Genomic DNA, 17,094 nt, shown 5'->3' with positions numbered 1-17,094 from the left:
TGTGCCTCCGTCGGCTGACGCGCCACAGCGCGGGATTTGGTGCCATTGGAAGCACCCACCCCGCACCGATTCGGGTGAGAATGGCGGCAAGGGGTGGACGAGTGCGACCCATGGAGCCGCCGCCGAGCACGGAGGTAGGACAGACAGATGGCACAGATCCAACCGAGGAACCCCCGGCGCAAGGCGGTCCGCTACGGCGTACCGGTCGCTGTGGCCGGGGTCGCCGCCGCGACCGTCGGCCTGGTGCCCGCGCTCGCCAGTTCCGGCGATCCCGACCTGCCCAAGGTCAGCGCCGAAGAGCTGGTGGCCAAGGTGGCCAAGTCCGATGTCGACCACATGTCGGGCACCGTCAAGGTGAGCACCGACCTCGGCCTGCCCTCCCTCCCCGGAGGCGGTGGGGGCGGCGGCTTCGGGGGCGGTCCGCACGACTCGGGCGAGGGCGCGGGCAAGGACGGCAAGGACGGCAAGGGCAGCGGGGGCGACGCCGCACCGAGCAAGAAGCTGTCCGAGCTGGCCTCCGGAGAGCACACCCTCCGCTTCGCCGCGGACGGCCCCGACAAGCAGCGCGTCTCGGTCATGGAGGACGCGGCCGAGTACAGCCTCATCCACAACGGCCGCGATCTGTGGGCGTACGACAGCGGCAGCAACGCGGCGTGGCACGCGAAGGCGCCCGAGGACGCCAAGGGCGCGCACGGCGGGTCCGCCAAGCGGTGGCAGGGCGGCGAGCCCGACGCGGTGACGCCGCAGAAGGCGGCGAAGCAGGCGCTGAAGGCCCTCGACAAGTCCACTTCCGTGACCGTGGACGGCACTGCGAAGATCGCCGGGCGCGATGCCTACCAGCTGGTCATCAAGCCCAAGGGTGCGCCGGACTCCACCATCGAGTCGGTCCGCATAGGCGTGGACGCCGACAACGGGGTGCCGCTCAGGTTCACCCTCACGCCGAAGGACGGCGACAAGCCCGCCGTCGATGTGGCGTACACAAAGGTGGACTTCGGCAAGCCCGCCGCGAGCAGCTTCGACTTCACCCCGCCCAAGGGCACCGAGGTCACCGAGGCGAAACCGCACAAGTCGGCCGGCGGCGAGCTGCGCGGCCCGCAGGGCCTCGACGGGCTCACCCGCTCCGGCCTGGAGATCGTCAACAAGTCGGCGAACGACTGGGGCAAGGTCGCCAAGCTCGACACCGGGATGCCCGGCGGACTCGGCGGCCCGGAGTCCGGCGGCAAGGGCGACGCGGACGCCGGGAAGCTGCTGGACAACTTCACCGACGAGGTCAAGGGCGACTTCGGCACCGGCCGCGTCTTCAGCACCCGCCTGGTGAACGCCCTGATGACCGACGACGGCAAGGTCTACGTCGGTGCCGTCACCAAGGACGGCCTGGTCAAGGCGGCGAACCAGGACCACTCGGCCAAGTAGGACGGCCGGGCCGCGAAGAACCAGCAAGAGCCGGTAAGAACCAGCAACAACGAGCAACAACGAGAAGTGACGAGAAAGAACAAGGAAGGGGGCATATGACCGAGCCGACCGCCGTGGCGGGGGAAGACAGCGCGGTGATCTCGACCCAGGGGCTCACCAAGCGCTACCGCGGTGGTCAGCTCGCGGTCGAAGCCCTCGACCTCTCCGTGCCCCGGGGCAGCGTCTTCGGCTTCCTCGGGCCGAACGGCTCCGGCAAGACGACCACCATCCGGATGCTGCTCGGCCTGATCGAGCCAACCGGCGGCACCGCGCGACTGCTGGGCGAGCCGATGCCCGAAGCGGTGCGGCGGGTGCTGCCCCGGGTGGGCGCCCTCATCGAGGGACCCGCGCTCTACGGTTTCCTCTCCGGACGGGAGAACCTGCTGCGCTACGACGCGGCCGACCCCACAGCCGATCCGCGGACCCGCGCTGCCAGGGTGGACCGGGCGCTGGAGCGGGTGGGGCTCTCGGCCGCGGCGCGGAAGAAGGCGCGGGCCTACTCGCTGGGCATGAAGCAGCGGCTGGGCCTGGCGGCGGCGCTGCTCCAGCCGCGCGAGCTGCTCGTCCTGGACGAGCCGACCAACGGGCTCGACCCGCAGGGCATGCGGGAGATCCGCTCGCTGGTACGGGAGTTGGCGGGCGACGGCATCACCGTCTTCCTCTCCTCGCACCTGCTGGACGAGATCGAACAGGTCTGCACCCATACGGCCGTCATGCACCGCGGTCGCCTCGTCGTCCAGGGAACCGTTGCCGAGATGGCGGCGGGCGCCCGGGGCAGGCTGGCCGTGACCACCCCCGACCCGGTCGAGGCGGCGCGGGTTCTGAAGGAGCAAGGGGTGTCCGACCTGGTCACCGACGGGGAGGAGCTGAGCGGCGATCCACCGCCCGGCGACCTCGCCGAACTCAACGCGGCCCTCGTACGGGCCGACGTCCGGGTCCGCGCCTTCGGACTGCGGCGGGCTTCGCTTGAGGACGTGTTCGTCTCGCTCACCGGGGAGGGCTTCGATGTCGCAGGCTGAGGCAGCCGGGCCGGTGCACGGCGAACGAGCGCGGACGGCGCCCCGTGCCGTCAGCCCCCTCTGGTCGCTGGGGCTGTTCCGCAGCGAGCTGCTGATCACCTTCCGGCGCTGGCGCACCCTGGCGCTGCTGGCCGTACTGGCGGCCGTACCGGTCCTCGTCGGCATCGCCGTGAAGATCGAGACCAGCGACGGCGGCACCGTCGGGGGCGGCGGGGGAGAGGGTCCGGCCTTCATCTCCCAGATCACCAACAACGGGCTGTTCCTGGTCTTCACCTCGCTGGCCGCCACCCTGCCGTTCTTCCTGCCGATGGCGGTCGGCGTGGTGGCCGGGGACTCCGTGGCGGGCGAGGCCGGCGCGGGCACCCTGCGCTATCTGCTGGTGGCCCCGGCCGGCCGGACCCGGCTGCTGCTGGCGAAGCTGACCGCGGTGCTGACCTTCTGCCTGGCGGCGACCCTGACGGTGGCCATGGCAGCGCTGGTGACCGGAGCACTGCTCTTCCCCACCGGGGAGGTCACCCTGCTCTCGGGCACCACCGTCTCCTTCGGCGAGGGGCTGCTCCGCGCCCTGGCCATCGCCGCGGCGGTCGCGCTCAGCCTGCTCGGTCTCGCGGCGCTGGGCGTGTTCGTCTCCACCCTCACCAACAGCGGTATCGCCGCCATGGCCGCCACGGTCGGGCTGCTGATCACGGTGCAGATCGTCAACTCGATCCCGCAGCTGGACGGTGTGCATCCGTTTCTGTTCCCCAACTACTGGCTGAGCTTCGCCGACCTGCTGCGGGACCCGGTCTACTGGGACGACCTCCTGAAGAACCTGGGCCTGCAGGCCCTCTACACCGCGGTCTTCGGCTCCGCAGCCTGGGCCCGCTTCAACAACCGGGACGTGACGGCGTAGGGGGCGTGCCCCAGCAGGGGCACCCCCTCACCGGTCGGCTGCCCCCGCGACGGGGGACTCCGTGGTGGCGGCCTCAGCGGTGGCGGCCTCATCGGCGGCCTCCGCAACAGCGGCCGCCGCAGCCGCAGCCCGCAATTCCGCGCGCCCGCGCCTCGCGTTCCGCAACGCGTCCCACGTCAGAATCGTCAGCGCCACCCACACCAGCCCGAACCCGGCGAAGCGCTCCGGCGGCATCGCCTCGTGGAAGACGGTCAGGCCCAGGACGAACATGAAGGCAGGGGCCAGATACTGCAGCAACCCGATGGTGGACAGCGGCAGCCGCACCGCCGCGCTGCCGAAAAAGATCAGCGGCAGCGCGGTCGCCACCCCGGCGCAGGCGAGCAGCAGCGCGTTGCCCACCCCGTCGGAGGTGAACGAGGACTCGCCCTGTGAGCCGAGGTAGATCAGGAAGCCGAGCGCGGGCAGGAACTGCACCGCGGTCTCCGCGCTGAAGCCCTCGACACCGTCCAGCTTGACGTGCTTCTTGATCAGCCCGTACGACGCGAAGCTGAACGCCAGGCAGAGGGAGAGCCAGGGCAGCTTGCCGTAGGCGACGGTCATCACCACCACGGCGGCCGCGCCGATGGCGACGGCGGTCCACTGGGCGACGCGCAGCCGCTCGCGCAGCAGCAGGACGCCGAAGGCTATGGAGACCAGCGGGTTGATGAAGTAGCCGAGGGAGGATTCGAGGACCCGGTCGGAGCTGACGGCCCAGATGAACAGCCCCCAGTTGAGGGAGATCACGGCCGAGGCGAGTACCACCAGGCCCAGCTTCTTCGGCTGGCGCACCAGCGCGCTCACCCAGGACCAGCGGCGCAGCAGCGCGACGATCACCAGTGCGGTCGGCAGTGACCAGACCATGCGGTGGGCGAGCACCTCGGTGGCGCCGATGTCGGCGAGAGCGTGCCAGTACAGGGGCAGCAGCCCCCACATTCCGTACGCCGCGAAGCCGAACAGCAGCCCCGTGCGCTGTGAACTCGGTGTCTGCATGACCCTCCCTGCCCTCTGCCCCGGCTGCCCGGTGTCCGGCGTGCCGACTTCTCGGAATGTAACGGGAGGCGCCCCCTCTTGTCATTCCCGTTCCGCTCTATGGTCCTGTCGCGCCCGGCACACAACCCCGGCCCTCCAAAGGCCCCGGCACCCGACAGGGCCCGGCACCCCAAGGTGCCGGGCCCTGTCGCAGGCGGGGAATCAGCGTCAGCCGACGACCGTCCAGGTGTCGTTGCCGTGCAGCAGCGCGGACAGGTCGCCCTTGCCGTTCTGCTCGACGGCGCGTTCGAGCTGGTTCGCCATCTCCGTGTCGTAGACCGGACGCCGTACATCACGCAGCACACCGATGGGGGTGTGGTGCAGCGTGTCCGGGTCGGCGAGCCGGGAGAGGGCGAACGCGGTGGTCGGCGAGGCGGTGTGGGCGTCGTGCACCAGCACCTCGGCGGTGCCCTCCTCGCGGACGTCCACGATCCGCAGGTCGCCGGTCGCCCGGTCGCGGACGACGCCCTGGGAGCCCAGACCGTCCTCGGCCGGGGCGCCGAAGCGGATCGGCTCCCCGTGCTCCAGCCGGATGACGGCCTCCTGCGCCTGTTCCTTGTCCTTCAGGACCTCGAAGGCGCCGTCGTTGAAGATGTTGCAGTTCTGGTAGATCTCCACCAGCGCCGAGCCCGGGTGGTCGGCGGCGGCCCGCAGCACGCTGGTGAGGTGCTTGCGGTCCGAGTCGACCGTACGGGCCACGAACGACGCCTCGGCGCCCAGCGCCAGCGACACCGGGTTGAACGGCGCGTCCAGCGAGCCCATCGGTGTGGACTTGGTGATCTTCCCGGCCTCCGACGTCGGGCTGTACTGGCCCTTGGTCAGTCCGTAGATCCGGTTGTTGAACAGCAGGATCTTCAGGTTCACATTGCGCCGGAGCGCGTGGATCAGATGGTTGCCGCCGATGGAGAGCGCGTCGCCGTCACCGGTGACCACCCACACGCTCAGGTCGCGGCGCGAGGCCGCCAGCCCGGTGGCGATGGCCGGGGCGCGGCCGTGGATGGAGTGCATCCCGTAGGTGTTCATGTAGTACGGGAAGCGGGACGAGCAGCCGATACCGGAGACGAAGACGATGTTCTCCTTCGCCAGTCCGAGCTCCGGCATGAAGCCCTGGACAGCCGCGAGCACGGCGTAGTCACCGCAGCCGGGGCACCAGCGCACCTCTTGGTCGGACTTGAAGTCCTTCATCGACTGCTTGCCGTCGGCCTTCGGCACCAGCGACAGCGCCTCGGAAGCGGGAGCCGAAGGTGCGGGTGCGGACGTCTCAGCCATGTGCGATGGCCTCCTTGAGTGCGGTCGCGAGCTGCTCGGCCTTGAAGGGCAGACCGCGGACCTGCGTATACGACTGTGCGTCGACCAGGTACTCGGCGCGGATCAGGGTGGCGAGCTGGCCGAGGTTCATCTCGGGGATGACGACCTTCTCGTAGCGCCGCAGCACCTCACCGAGATTCCGCGGGAACGGGTTGAGGTGGCGCAGATGGGCCTGCGCGATCTCGCCCCCGGCGCCTCGGACCCGGCGCACCGCTGCGGTGATCGGGCCGTACGTCGAGCCCCAGCCGAGCACGAGCAGCCGGGCGTTTCCGTCCGGGTCGCTGACCTCCACGTCCGGTACCTCGATGCCGTCCACCTTGGCCTGGCGGGTGCGGACCATGAAGTCGTGGTTGGCCGGGTCGTAGGAGATGTTGCCGGTGCCGTCCTGCTTCTCGATACCGCCGATGCGGTGTTCGAGCCCCGGTGTGCCCGGCACCGCCCAGGGGCGGGCCAGGGTGTGCGGGTCGCGCTTGTACGGCCAGAAGACCTCGGTGCCGTCGTCCAGCTCGTGGTTGGGCCCGGAGGCGAACTGGGTCCGCAGGTCGGGCAGCTCGTCCACATCGGGGACCCGCCACGGCTCGGAGCCGTTGGCCAGATAGCCGTCCGACAAGAGGAATACCGGCGTCCGGTATGTGAGAGCGATTCGGGCCGCGTCCAGCGCTGCCGTGAAGCAGTCGGCCGGGGTGGCCGGCGCCACGATCGGCACCGGCGCCTCGCCGTTGCGCCCGTACATCGCCTGGAGCAGGTCGGCCTGCTCGGTCTTGGTCGGCAGACCGGTCGAGGGGCCACCGCGCTGGATGTCGATGATCAGCAGCGGCAGCTCCAGCGAGACCGCGAGACCGATGGTCTCCGACTTCAGCGCCACACCGGGCCCCGAGGTCGTGGTGACCGCCAGCGAGCCGCCGAACGCCGCGCCCAGGGCCGCACCGATGCCCGCGATCTCGTCCTCCGCCTGGAAGGAGCGCACCCCGAAGTTCTTGTGCTTGCTCAGCTCGTGCAGCACGTCGGAGGCCGGGGTGATCGGGTACGAGCCGAGGAAGAGCGGCAGGTCCGCCTGCTGAGACGCGGCGATCAACCCGTAGGACAAGGCCAGGTTGCCGGAAATGTTCCGGTACGTCCCCGGCGGGAAGGCGCTGGAAGCGGGCGCGACCTCGTAGGAGATCGCGAAGTCCTCCGTCGTCTCGCCGAAGTTCCACCCGGCACGGAACGCCGCGATGTTCGCCTCGGCGACCGTCGGCTTCTTCGCGAACTTCGACCGCAGGAACGCCTCGGTCTGCTCGGTCGGCCTGTTGTACATCCACGACAGCAGGCCCAGCGCGAACATGTTCTTCGACCGCCCGGCCTCTTTGCGGCCCAGGTCGTACTCCTTGAGCGCCTCGACCGTCAGCGTGGTCAGCGGCACGGGGTGGACGTGGTAGCCGTCCAGCGAGCCGTCCTCCAGCGGGCTGGCGTCGTAGCCGACCTTGGCCATCGCCCGCTTGGTGAACTCGTCCGTGTTCACGATGATCTCGGCGCCACGCGGCAGATCCGCCATGTTCGCCTTCAGCGCCGCCGGATTCATCGCGACCAGCACATTGGGTGCGTCACCCGGAGTGAGGATGTCGTGATCGGCGAAGTGGAGCTGGAAGCTGGAAACTCCCGGCAGGGTGCCCGCGGGGGCACGGATCTCGGCCGGGAAGTTCGGCAGCGTCGACAGATCGTTGCCGAACGAAGCCGTCTCGGATGTGAAGCGGTCTCCGGTGAGCTGCATACCGTCGCCGGAGTCCCCCGCGAACCGGATGATCACCCGGTCCAGGCGCCGGACCTCCTTGTTGCCGGCGTCCCGTCCGCTGTCCTGGCCCTGTGCGGGGCCGGACTGCCCGGCTGGGCTACTGACCTGACTGGTCACGTTGGATCGGACCTCCCTCAAGGCGGCGGCTCGCTTGCCATCGTACGTTGCTAAGGGTTGCCTTCCCGTGGCTGTTCCCATAGTGGACAGATTTTTGAGACATCTGGGGCGCTGCTTCCGCCACGGTGCACGCCGTCCCTGCTACGTTCCGCCCCCCTGCTGGAGGGCTCCTCGAAGGGGGTTGGGCCCGTCGAGCCCTCTTCAGGAGTCCAGATACCTGAGCACTGCGAGCACCCTGCGGTGATCAGCATCACTCTGGGACAGCCCCAGCTTCACGAAGATGCTGCTGACGTGCTTCTCCACAGCCCCCGGACCGATCACCAGCCGTCCGGCGATCGCAGAATTGGTGCGCCCCTCCGCCATCAGGGCCAATACCTCCCGCTCCCGTGGGGTGAGGCCCGACAGCACATCCTGCTTCCGGCTGCGCCCCAGCAGCTGAGTCACCACCTCCGGATCCAGCGCCGTGCCGCCCGCCGCCACCCGGGCCACCGCCTCCACGAACTCCCGTACTTCCGCCACGCGGTCCTTGAGCAGATAGCCCACTCCTCGGCTCGACCCGGCCAGCAGCTCCGTCGCGTACTGCTCCTCCACGTACTGCGACAGCACCAGAACCCCTACCGCCGGGTGCTCCGCGCGCAGCCGTACCGCAGCCCGCACTCCCTCGTCGGTGTGCGTCGGGGGCATCCGGACATCCGCCACCACCACATCCGGGGCCTCGCCCCGGGCGGCCAGCTCCCCCACGGCCCGCACGAGCGCTTCCCCGTCCCCGACCCCGGCGACCACCTCGTACCCCCGGTCAGCCAGCAGCCGGGTCAGTCCCTCGCGCAACAGAACGGAGTCCTCAGCGATCACCACCCGTACCCCGGGCTCCCCGCGCTTCACGTTCTCCCCCACTTGCTCCCCCACCTGTACCGCCCTTCGTCCGAGCCGTCAGCATCCCAGAGCGGTCACCACTTGGAGCACTCACCGCCAGGGCAGCTCCCCCGTCACTGTCGTCGGGCCCCCCACCGGGGAGTACACGGCCAGCAGTCCGTCGACCGCCCGCAGCCGGTCGGCGAGCCCGGCAAGTCCGGAGCCCTCCTCGACCTGGGCCCCTCCCTTGCCGTCGTCCGTCACCTGTATGAGCAGTCGCTGCTCGCTGCGCCATATGTCGATCGATCCGCGCCGCGCCGCACTGTGCTTGCTGATGTTCTGCAGCAGCTCGGAGACGGTGAAATAGGCGATTCCCTCGATAGCGGCGACCGGCCGCTCCTCCAATTCGACCGTGACCGAGACCGGTACGGTGCAGCGGGCGGCGAGCGCGGAGAGCGCCGGCCCCAGACCCCGGTCGGTCAGTATCGCCGGGTGGATGCCCCGGGCCAGATCCCGCAGCTCCTGGAGGGCGAGCTTCACCTCGCCGTGCGCTCCGTCGATCAACGCCGCCACGGCCTGGGGGTCCGGCTCCGGATCGTCCAGCAGCTTCTCCTTCGCCAGCCCCAGTTCCATGGCCAGCGAGACCAGGCGCGCCTGCGCGCCGTCGTGCAGATTCCGCTCGATCCGGCGCAGGTCGGCTGCTGCCGTGTCCACGACCACCCCGCGGTCCGTCTCCAGCTGAGACACCCGCGTCGCCAGCCATGACGGCCCCAGCAACCCACTGACCAGCAGCTTGTCCACTTGCACCAGCCCGCGTATCAGCCACGGTGTCAGCAGGACGATCAATACGCCCAGTGCCGAGACGAACGCCAGCGCGAACCCGCCTTCCAGCACCGTGCTGCTCTGCTGCGGGGTCGAGGCGGAGGTGAGGCCGTCGCGACCGATCCGGATCGGGGGAGTGCCCACGGAGTCGGGGGACAGCCACTCCCACAGCGGATAGGCGATCATCGACCAGCCGGCACACCAGGCCAGCAGCCCCACGCCGCAGCTGAAAAATGACCAAGGCAGGTGCAACAGCGCGTAGAACAGGTGTCGCCAGGTGGCCCCGCTGCGTAGCAGCGCCCATATCCAGGACATCAGCCCACTCGACCGTCGCAGTGTCCGCACCGGGTCGGGCTCGCCCACCGCCAGCCCCAGCAGCGCCCGCGCGCGGCCCCGCTCCAGGTGCCCCAGCGCCCGGCACCCGGCCAGCCCTGCCGCCAGCACCGGGAGCCCGACAAAAGTGATCAGTAGCGTGGTGCCGAGCAGGAGCCCGCCGAACGCGTAACAGAAGGCGATGACCGCCAGCGGCAGCCCTGTCACGACATACGCCAGCTCACGCATCGAGCGCCTGTCCACCGGAGCCCGCAGCATGACGAGCCACCGAGGGCGCCACGGGGCAGGAGCCGGACACATAGCGGGAGTAGGGGAGAACCCTTCGCCAGTCATGAATCAAGCATCGCCCGCCCAATCGCCGCCGGTAATCGTGCGAGCTGGAGTCTTCATACGGGGGTTATCCCCAGCACCGGCCCTCCCCGGCGCCACGGTGACGTGAGAGACGTCACTTGCGCCCGCTGAGGACTCCGCTCGCGAAGCCCGCGAGTGTGACGCGACTGTCCTCAGCGAGTCCGCCAGGGCCTACACTCCGTGCGTACAGATCGTCGAACGTACACACCGACACAGGACGGGGCAGGCGTGCCGGACTACTTCCACGGCTATGCAGTCGTCGGGCTGGTAGCCGTCGTCGGTGTGCTCTTCGTCTGCGTGGCCTTCGCGGCGGGTCGCCTGCTGCGGCCGGTGGTTCCCACGCCCGAGAAGATGCTGACCTACGAGTGCGGGGTCGACCCCGTCGGCGAGGGCTGGGCGCACACGCAGATCCGCTACTACGTCTACGCGTTCCTGTACGTCATCTTCGCCGTTGACGCGGTGTTCCTCTTCCCCTGGTCGACCGTGTTCGCCGCGCCCGGCTACGGCGCCACCACGCTCGCGGAGATGTTCGTCTTCATCGGCTTCCTGGCCGTCGGCCTGCTGTACGCGTACAAGAAGGGCGTCCTGGAATGGACGTAACGAACACCCCGACTCCCGCTTCTGACGGAACTGCGCGAGCCGAGGGACGCCCCCAGCTCGGCCTGCTCTCGCGGCTGGCGCCCGAACCGATGAAGGTGGTCCTCAACTGGGGACGCCGCTACAGCCTCTGGGTCTTCAACTTCGGGCTGGCCTGCTGCGCCATCGAGTTCATCGCCGCCTCCATGGCCCGGCACGACTTCATCCGGCTCGGCGTCATCCCCTTCGCACCGGGGCCGCGGCAGGCAGATCTGATGGTCGTCTCCGGGACGGTCACCGACAAGATGGCCCCCGCCGTCAAACGGCTGTACGAGCAGATGCCCGAGCCCAAGTACGTCATCTCCTTCGGCGCCTGCTCCAACTGCGGCGGGCCCTACTGGGACTCCTACGCCGTCACCAAGGGCGTCGACCAGATCATCCCCGTCGACGTCTATGTGCCCGGCTGCCCGCCCCGTCCCGAGGCGCTGCTGCAAGGCGTACTGAAGCTCCAGGAGAAGATCGCCGCCGAGTCCACAGCGGACCGCTACACCGGGCGCGGCGCCTACACCGGGCGCGGCGCGAACGGCGCCGCCTCCGCCGGCGCTCTCACCAGTGGCCTGGTCGCACCGCCGAAGGCGCCGTCCGCGCCCGAGGCGGCTCCGGACGGTGAAACCGAGGAGGACGGACGGTGACCGAGCCGCCCCAGCACCCCGGCTGGCTGCCACGCCCGGCCGGTGAACTGTTCGGCCAGGGCGCGACGGCCGAGGACGCCTACGGCCTGCTGACCGTCGACGTACCCGCCGACTCCTGGATTCCCGCGCTGACCGCGGCCCGCGACGAGCTGGGCTGCACCTACTTCGACTGGCTCAGCGCCGTCGACGAGCCGGGCACCGGCATCCGGATCTGCGCACACCTGGCGGCACTGCCAGCTGCGGGCTCCCCCGGCGTGCGCCGCTTCGTCCTGCGTACGACCGTCCCGCACGAGGCTCCTGCGCTGCCGACCGCCACCGGTGTCTACGCCGGTGCCGCCTGGCACGAGCGCGAGACCCACGAGATGTTCGGCGTCGACTTCCCCGGACATCCGCACCTGGTGACGCTGCTGCTGCCCGACACCTTCGAGGGACATCCGCTCCGTAAGGATTTCGTGCTGGCGGCCCGCGTCGTCAAGGCGTGGCCCGGCGCGAAGGAGCCCGGCGAGTCGGGGCACGGCGGCCCCAAGCGCCGCCAGATGCTGCCCCCCGGCGTTCCCGACCCCAACGAGTGGGGTCCGCTCAAGGGCCAGCTCCCGCCGGCACCCACCCGCGAGCGCTCCCGCCGCGCCGCCGGTGAGGCGCCGCGCCGCAGCCGCAGTGCGAGCGCCGGCTCGGCTTCTCAGCAGGACGCCGGTGCAGCGGAGCGGGCTGCGGACACCGCACCGCGCAGGCCGCGCCGTGCGCGCAGCGCCGCCGCCGGTTCGGCCTCGCAGCGCGCGGCGGAGACGGGCGAGACCGCACCCGCTGAGCAGCAAACGCCCCGCTCCACCGACGCTCCCTGGCACCACGCCCAGGAGGAGGAGCGGAACGGCGGGCAGGGCCAGGACGGCGACGAGCGGCACGAGAACGGGCAGCCCGGCGACGAGCGGCAGCGCGGCGACGACGGGCCACGGACCGGCGACGAGCAGACCAGCGACGAGCAGACCGGCGAGCCGGGGGAGGGAGCCTGATGGACGCCCTCGATGTCACCGTCCGCATCCTCGCCGTACTGCTCGCCTTCCTCCTGCTGCCCCTCCTGGTGGGCCAGACCGAGCACAAGGTCATGGCCCATATGCAAGGACGCGTCGGCCCGATGTACGCGGGCGGCTTCCACGGGTGGGCCCAGCTCGTGGCCGACGGGGTGAAGTTCGCCCAGAAGGAGGACGTCGTCCCTGACGGCGCCGACCGCCGGGTCTTCCAGCTCGCACCCGCGCTCGCGCTGATCCCGTACCTGCTCGTCCTGGTCGCGATCCCGGTCGCACCCGGTGGGGGCGTCGCGCAGGTGCTGGACGCCGGGATCTTCTTCGTGCTGGCCGTGCTGGGCGTCGGGATTCTGGGCTCCCTGATGGGCGGCTGGGCGTCGGCCAACAAGTTCTCCCTCCTGGGCGGGCTGCGCACCGCCGCTCAGCTGATGGCCTATGAGCTGCCGATGCTGCTCGCCGCCGCCTCCGTCGCGATGGCGGCCGGCACTCTCTCGCTGCCCGGCATCCTCGGGGTGTGGGAGTGGTGGTGGCTGCCCTGGCAGCTGGTGGGGGCCGTCGTCTTCTTCACAGCGGGCCTCGCCGAGCTGCAGCGTCCGCCCTTCGACGCGCCGATCGCCGACTCGGAGATCATCTTCGGCGCGTACACCGAGTACACCGGGCTGCGCTTCGCGCTCTTCCTGCTCGCCGAGTACGCGGGCATCGTCGTCCTCTCCGCGCTCACCGCCGTGCTCTTCCTCGGCGGCTGGCACGGGCCCTTCGCCGACGGCCTGGGCTGGCTGTGGATGCTGCTCAAGACCGGCGTGCTGGCCTTCGGGGTGATCTGGCTGCGGGTCAGCTACCCCCGGTTGCGCGAGGACCAGATCCAGCGGCTGGCCTGGACGGCTCTCGTCCCGCTCGCCCTCTTCCAGATCGCCCTCACCGGCGTCGTCAAGGTGGTGATGTAGCCGTGTCCCACGCCCACTCCGAGGGCGCTCGTTCCGAGGGCACGCCGACCGGGGCCACGCGGTCCGGCGCCAAGCGCGGAATGTTCGGCTCCGGACTGGCCAAGGGCCTGGCCGTCACCCTCCGGACGATGACCCGTCGCTCGGTCACCGAGCACTACCCGGACGTGCAGCCCGAACTGCCGCCCCGCAGCCGGGGCGTCATCGGCCTGTTCGAGGAGAACTGCACAGTCTGCATGCTCTGCGCCCGCGAGTGCCCGGACTGGTGCATCTACATCGACTCCCACAAGGAGACGGTGCCTCCCGCCGCGCCTGGTGGCCGTGAGCGCAGCCGCAACGTCCTCGACCGGTTCGCCATCGACTTCGCCCTGTGCATGTACTGCGGTATCTGCATCGAGGTCTGTCCTTTCGACGCCCTGTTCTGGTCGCCCGAGTTCGAATACGCGGAGACCGATATCCACGAGCTGACCCACGAGCGGGACAAGCTCCGCGAGTGGATGTGGACCGTGCCCGAACCGCCGCCGCTGGACGAGGCGGCCGAGGAGGCCAAGGAGCTGGCGGCGGCCCGCAAGGCCGCCGACAAGGCAGCCCAGGCCGCCGAGGCCGACCGGCTCGCCGCCCACCGGGAGCACCCGCCCCAGGCGACCGCCGAGCCCTCCGGCGAGGACTCGCAGGGAGGTGCCCAGTGATCACCCTCTCCGCACTGTCCGCCCCCACGGCGTCGCTCCCCACCGCACCGCTGGCCGCAGGCCACCCCGGCTTCCTCTCACCCACCGGGGTCGAGATCGTCTTCCTCCTCGTCGGGCTCGTCACCCTCGGCGCGGCGCTGATCACCGTGGTCACCAGGCAGCTCGTGCACGCCGCACTGTGGCTGGTGGTGGCGCTCGGCGGGGTCGCCGTCGAATACCTCCTGCTGACCGCCGAGTTCATCGCCTGGGTGCAGGTGTTGATCTACGTCGGTTCCGTCGTCGTCCTCATCCTCTTCGGCCTGATGCTCACCAAGGCGCCGATCGGGCGCTCGCCCGACGCCGACTCCGGCAATCGCTGGATCGCGCTCACCGTCTCCCTCGCGGCCGCGGCCACCCTCGTCACCGTGGTCGTCGACGCCTTCCGCGCCACCTGGATCGATCTGGACGCGGTCGCCGGAGCGGGCCGTGGCTCCTCCGAGGTGACCGGAGCTGCCCTCTTCCGGCACTGGGTGCTGCCCTTCGAAGCGCTCTCCGTCCTCCTCCTGGCCGCGCTCGTCGGCGCCATCGTCCTCTCCCGGCGGGAGAACGCCTCCGAACGCGCCACCCGGCGGACCACCGAACAGCCCTCCCCACAGTCCCCACAGTCCGCCCAGCAGTCCGGGCCCAAGGCCCCCCGGGCCGGTGAGCGCTGATGCACCTCGCCTATCCCGCCGTCCTCGCCGTCCTCCTCTTCTGCGTCGGCCTCTACGGCGTCCTCGCGCGCAGGAACGCCATCCTCGTCCTGATGGCCGTCGAGCTGATGCTCAACGCCGTCAACCTCAACCTCGTCGCCTTCGACGTCTGGCTCCGCGACACCCTGCACGCGGGCCAGGCGCTCACCCTCTTCACCATCGCGATCGCCGCGGCCGAGATCGGCATCGGTCTGGCGATCGTCCTGCTGGTCTACCGCAACCGCGGCAGCTCCGACATCGACAGACTTCGGGACCTCCGCGAGAGCGGCGGCCCATCAGGGGGCGAGCCCAGCGGCGGATCACGCGATGAGAAGAGTGTGGCACCGGCCACTGACAACGACGCCGAGAACGGCTCCGACCAGCGGGTTCAGGGGCCGGCCGCAGGGAGGCGGCACGCGTGAGCACCACGACACTCGCAGCGCTCGTCCCCGTTCTCCCGGCACTCGGAGCCCTCGCCGGGCTGCTGCTGGGCCGTCGCGCCCCCGGCTTCGTCCGCCCGCTCGCCGTGCTGCCCACCCTCGCCGCCGCGGCCCTCGCGGTCGTGGTCGCGGCCCGGCAGGGCGGAGGCACCCCGGTCCGGGCGGCCACCGAGCTGGCGCCAACCGGCAACGAAGCGCTCCCGATCCAGCTCGCGCTCAACCTCGACGGCTTCGCCGTCCTGGTCGCCGTCCTCATCGGCGTCGTCGCCACCTGCGTGCAGCTCTACTCCACCGGCTATCTGCACGACGACCCGCGCTACTCCTCGTACGCCGCGCTGGTCTCGCTCTTCACAGCCGCGATGTTCCTCGTCGTCTACAGCGACGATCTGATCGTGCTGCTCGTCGGCTGGGAGGTCATGGGCATCTGCTCGTACTTCCTGGTCGGGCACTACTGGGAGACCCCGGCCGCGCGGGCCGCCTCCCTCAAGGCGTTCCTCGTCACCAAACTGGGTGACGTTCCCTTCCTCATCGGCATTCTGGCGCTGGCCTCCGAGATGGGCAGCTTCCGCATCAGCACGGTCGTCACCCGTCTCACCTCCAGCCTCTCCGGCTTCGAGCTGACACACCCCACGCTGATCGCGCTGCTGCTGCTGGCCGGCGTCGCGGGCAAGTCGGCGCAGCTGCCACTGCACTCCTGGCTGCCGGACGCGATGGCGGGCCCGACACCGGTCTCGGCGCTGATCCACGCGGCCACCATGGTCGCGGCGGGTATCTACTTCGTGGCCAGGCTGCTGCCCGTCTTCACCTCCTCCACAGCGGCGCTGGTCGTCCTCGCGGTGCTGGCGGCGCTCACCATGACCGGCTCGGCACTGGCCGCGCTCGCCCAGGACGACATCAAACGCGTACTCGCCTACTCGACCATCAGCCAGCTCGCCTACATGGCAGCCGCGCTGGCCGTCGCCGACCGGGGTGCCGCCGTCTTCCACCTGCTCACCCACGGTGCGTTCAAGGCGCTGCTCTTCCTCGCGGCCGGAGTCGTCATCCACGCCGCGGGCACCAACTCGCTGACCGTGATGGCCCGTACCAGCGGCCTCGCCAAGCGGGCGCCGGACGCCTTCTGGACGATGACCATCGCGCTGCTGGCGCTGGCGGCCGTCCCGCCGTTCTCCGGCTTCTTCTCCAAGGAGGCCGTACTGGCCGCGGCCGAGCACGCTGCCTTCGGCGAGGCTCACCCGCCATTCGGGGGAGCGCACGCGATCCCGGCGAGCGCGGGCTGGATCGTCCTCGTCGCGGGTCTGGTCACCGCCTTGCTCACCGCCGCCTACGCGGCGCGGCTGTGGCTGCTGGCCTTCCGGGGCGCGTCCGCCGTGGCCCCGCTCGCCGTCAAGAGCGAGAAGGCAGCCGAACACGTCCCCGAAGAGGTGCCGCAGCAGGCGCCCGAGACCGAGCTCGCCACCCCGGGACCGGCGCACGGACCCGCCGAGCGCGACGGGCACGCCCACCGGCCCGCACCCGCCGTCATGACCGCCGTCCTATGGGTGCTGGCGCTGCCTTCCCTCGTCCTCGGGCTGGCTTTTCTCGTACTGCCCGACTGGTTCGACGACGCGTCCCTCAAGCCCACGTTGACCACCTCCGTGCTCGCCACCGGAGTGGCACTGGTGGGCGGCCTCCTCACCTACGCGACCTGGCGGCACAGCAGCGCGCTGGCCGCACTCCATCCGGAACACGACGCCGACCCCGGGGTACTGCTCCTCGGACCGCTCCACAGGCACGCGGCGGCCGGCTTCCACCTGGACGCGCTCTACAGCGCCGCAGTCGTACGCCCCGTCCAGGGCGCCGCACGACTGGTGCGCTTCTTGGACCGCGAGGTGGTCGACACCTATGTGGCCGGTGCCGGGCGCGGTTCGCAACTGCTCGGGGCCGCCGTCCGGCGCGCCCAGACGGGCAATGTGCAGACCTACCTCGGAGCGCTGCTGACGGGTTCCCTGGTGCTCGCCGTCATCACCGTGCTGGCCATGACCGGAAACGGAGGGGCGTGA

General features: G+C 70.5%; 16 protein-coding genes. 11 read left to right on the top strand and 5 right to left on the bottom strand.

Annotated features, from left to right (window positions below):
• Positions 1-147: 147 nt before the first annotated feature.
• The 3 genes from JW592_RS22605 (at position 148) to JW592_RS22595 (ending at position 3,363) form a co-directional block, all read left to right on the top strand.
• Entirely contained in the window at positions 148-1,413 is a 1,266-nt protein-coding gene (locus JW592_RS22605) for a LolA family protein (protein WP_209267025.1), read from the top strand.
• 95 nt (positions 1,414-1,508) lie between these two features.
• Complete coding sequence (locus tag JW592_RS22600) at positions 1,509-2,471, top strand: ABC transporter ATP-binding protein (RefSeq protein WP_209267024.1); 963 nt, start codon at positions 1,509-1,511, stop codon at positions 2,469-2,471.
• Positions 2,458-3,363 carry an ABC transporter permease gene (locus JW592_RS22595; protein WP_209267023.1) on the top strand — a complete coding sequence of 302 codons (906 nt, stop codon included), beginning with the start codon at positions 2,458-2,460 and terminating at the stop codon, positions 3,361-3,363. The genes JW592_RS22600 and JW592_RS22595 overlap by 14 nt, the downstream gene beginning before the upstream one ends.
• A 27-nt stretch (positions 3,364-3,390) precedes the next feature.
• Here JW592_RS22595 and rarD read toward each other — a convergent pair whose 3' ends face one another.
• The 5 genes from rarD to JW592_RS22570 form a co-directional block, all read right to left on the bottom strand.
• Positions 3,391-4,392 carry an EamA family transporter RarD gene (gene rarD, locus JW592_RS22590; RefSeq protein WP_209267022.1) on the bottom strand — a complete coding sequence of 334 codons (1,002 nt, stop codon included), beginning with the start codon at positions 4,390-4,392 and terminating at the stop codon, positions 3,391-3,393.
• A 207-nt stretch (positions 4,393-4,599) separates the two neighbouring features.
• The gene (locus JW592_RS22585) at positions 4,600-5,700 is read right to left on the bottom strand and encodes a 2-oxoacid:ferredoxin oxidoreductase subunit beta (protein ID WP_209267021.1); all 1,101 of its coding nucleotides are present in this window, start codon (positions 5,698-5,700) and stop codon (positions 4,600-4,602) included.
• The gene (locus tag JW592_RS22580) at positions 5,693-7,627 is read right to left on the bottom strand and encodes a 2-oxoacid:acceptor oxidoreductase subunit alpha (protein WP_209267020.1); all 1,935 of its coding nucleotides are present in this window, start codon (positions 7,625-7,627) and stop codon (positions 5,693-5,695) included. Before JW592_RS22580 ends, JW592_RS22585 begins: the two co-directional genes overlap by 8 nt.
• Before the next feature lie 201 nt (positions 7,628-7,828).
• The gene (locus JW592_RS22575; RefSeq protein ID WP_307805510.1) at positions 7,829-8,482 is read right to left on the bottom strand and encodes a response regulator transcription factor; all 654 of its coding nucleotides are present in this window, start codon (positions 8,480-8,482) and stop codon (positions 7,829-7,831) included.
• 108 nt (positions 8,483-8,590) lie between these two features.
• Positions 8,591-9,934 (bottom strand): sensor histidine kinase, encoded by a 1,344-nt coding sequence (locus tag JW592_RS22570; RefSeq protein ID WP_209267072.1) that lies wholly within the window; start codon positions 9,932-9,934, stop codon positions 8,591-8,593.
• Between the two features lie 279 nt (positions 9,935-10,213).
• Between JW592_RS22570 and JW592_RS22565 the strand changes: the two genes are divergently transcribed.
• The 8 genes from JW592_RS22565 to JW592_RS22530 all read left to right on the top strand — a co-directional run bounded on the left by JW592_RS22565 (position 10,214) and on the right by JW592_RS22530 (position 17,094).
• On the top strand, positions 10,214-10,585 hold the full coding sequence (locus JW592_RS22565) for an NADH-quinone oxidoreductase subunit A (RefSeq protein ID WP_243084099.1): 372 nt from the start codon (positions 10,214-10,216) through the stop codon (positions 10,583-10,585).
• Positions 10,576-11,253 (top strand): NADH-quinone oxidoreductase subunit B, encoded by a 678-nt coding sequence (locus JW592_RS22560; protein ID WP_209267017.1) that lies wholly within the window; start codon positions 10,576-10,578, stop codon positions 11,251-11,253. The genes JW592_RS22565 and JW592_RS22560 overlap by 10 nt, the downstream gene beginning before the upstream one ends.
• The gene (locus tag JW592_RS22555) at positions 11,250-12,263 is read left to right on the top strand and encodes an NADH-quinone oxidoreductase subunit C (protein ID WP_209267016.1); all 1,014 of its coding nucleotides are present in this window, start codon (positions 11,250-11,252) and stop codon (positions 12,261-12,263) included. The genes JW592_RS22560 and JW592_RS22555 overlap by 4 nt, the downstream gene beginning before the upstream one ends.
• Entirely contained in the window at positions 12,263-13,219 is a 957-nt protein-coding gene (locus JW592_RS22550) for a complex I subunit 1/NuoH family protein (protein ID WP_372446557.1), read from the top strand. The genes JW592_RS22555 and JW592_RS22550 overlap by 1 nt, the downstream gene beginning before the upstream one ends.
• A gap of 80 nt (positions 13,220-13,299) precedes the next feature.
• Positions 13,300-13,905 (top strand): NuoI/complex I 23 kDa subunit family protein, encoded by a 606-nt coding sequence (locus tag JW592_RS22545; RefSeq protein ID WP_209267070.1) that lies wholly within the window; start codon positions 13,300-13,302, stop codon positions 13,903-13,905.
• The gene (locus JW592_RS22540) at positions 13,902-14,597 is read left to right on the top strand and encodes an NADH-quinone oxidoreductase subunit J family protein (RefSeq protein ID WP_372446556.1); all 696 of its coding nucleotides are present in this window, start codon (positions 13,902-13,904) and stop codon (positions 14,595-14,597) included. The genes JW592_RS22545 and JW592_RS22540 overlap by 4 nt, the downstream gene beginning before the upstream one ends.
• Complete coding sequence (gene nuoK, locus JW592_RS22535) at positions 14,597-15,037, top strand: NADH-quinone oxidoreductase subunit NuoK (protein WP_209267015.1); 441 nt, start codon at positions 14,597-14,599, stop codon at positions 15,035-15,037. Before JW592_RS22540 ends, nuoK begins: the two co-directional genes overlap by 1 nt.
• Positions 15,034-17,094, top strand: coding sequence for an NADH-quinone oxidoreductase subunit 5 family protein (locus JW592_RS22530; protein WP_209267014.1), 2,061 nt, complete (start codon positions 15,034-15,036; stop codon positions 17,092-17,094). The genes nuoK and JW592_RS22530 overlap by 4 nt, the downstream gene beginning before the upstream one ends.

It is taken from the genome of Streptomyces spirodelae (assembly GCF_017676385.1).
Taxonomy (GTDB): Bacteria; Actinomycetota; Actinomycetes; order Streptomycetales; family Streptomycetaceae; genus Streptomyces; species Streptomyces spirodelae.
Note: the sequence above shows the minus strand (reverse complement) of the source record. Positions and strands in the feature narration are given on the sequence as shown.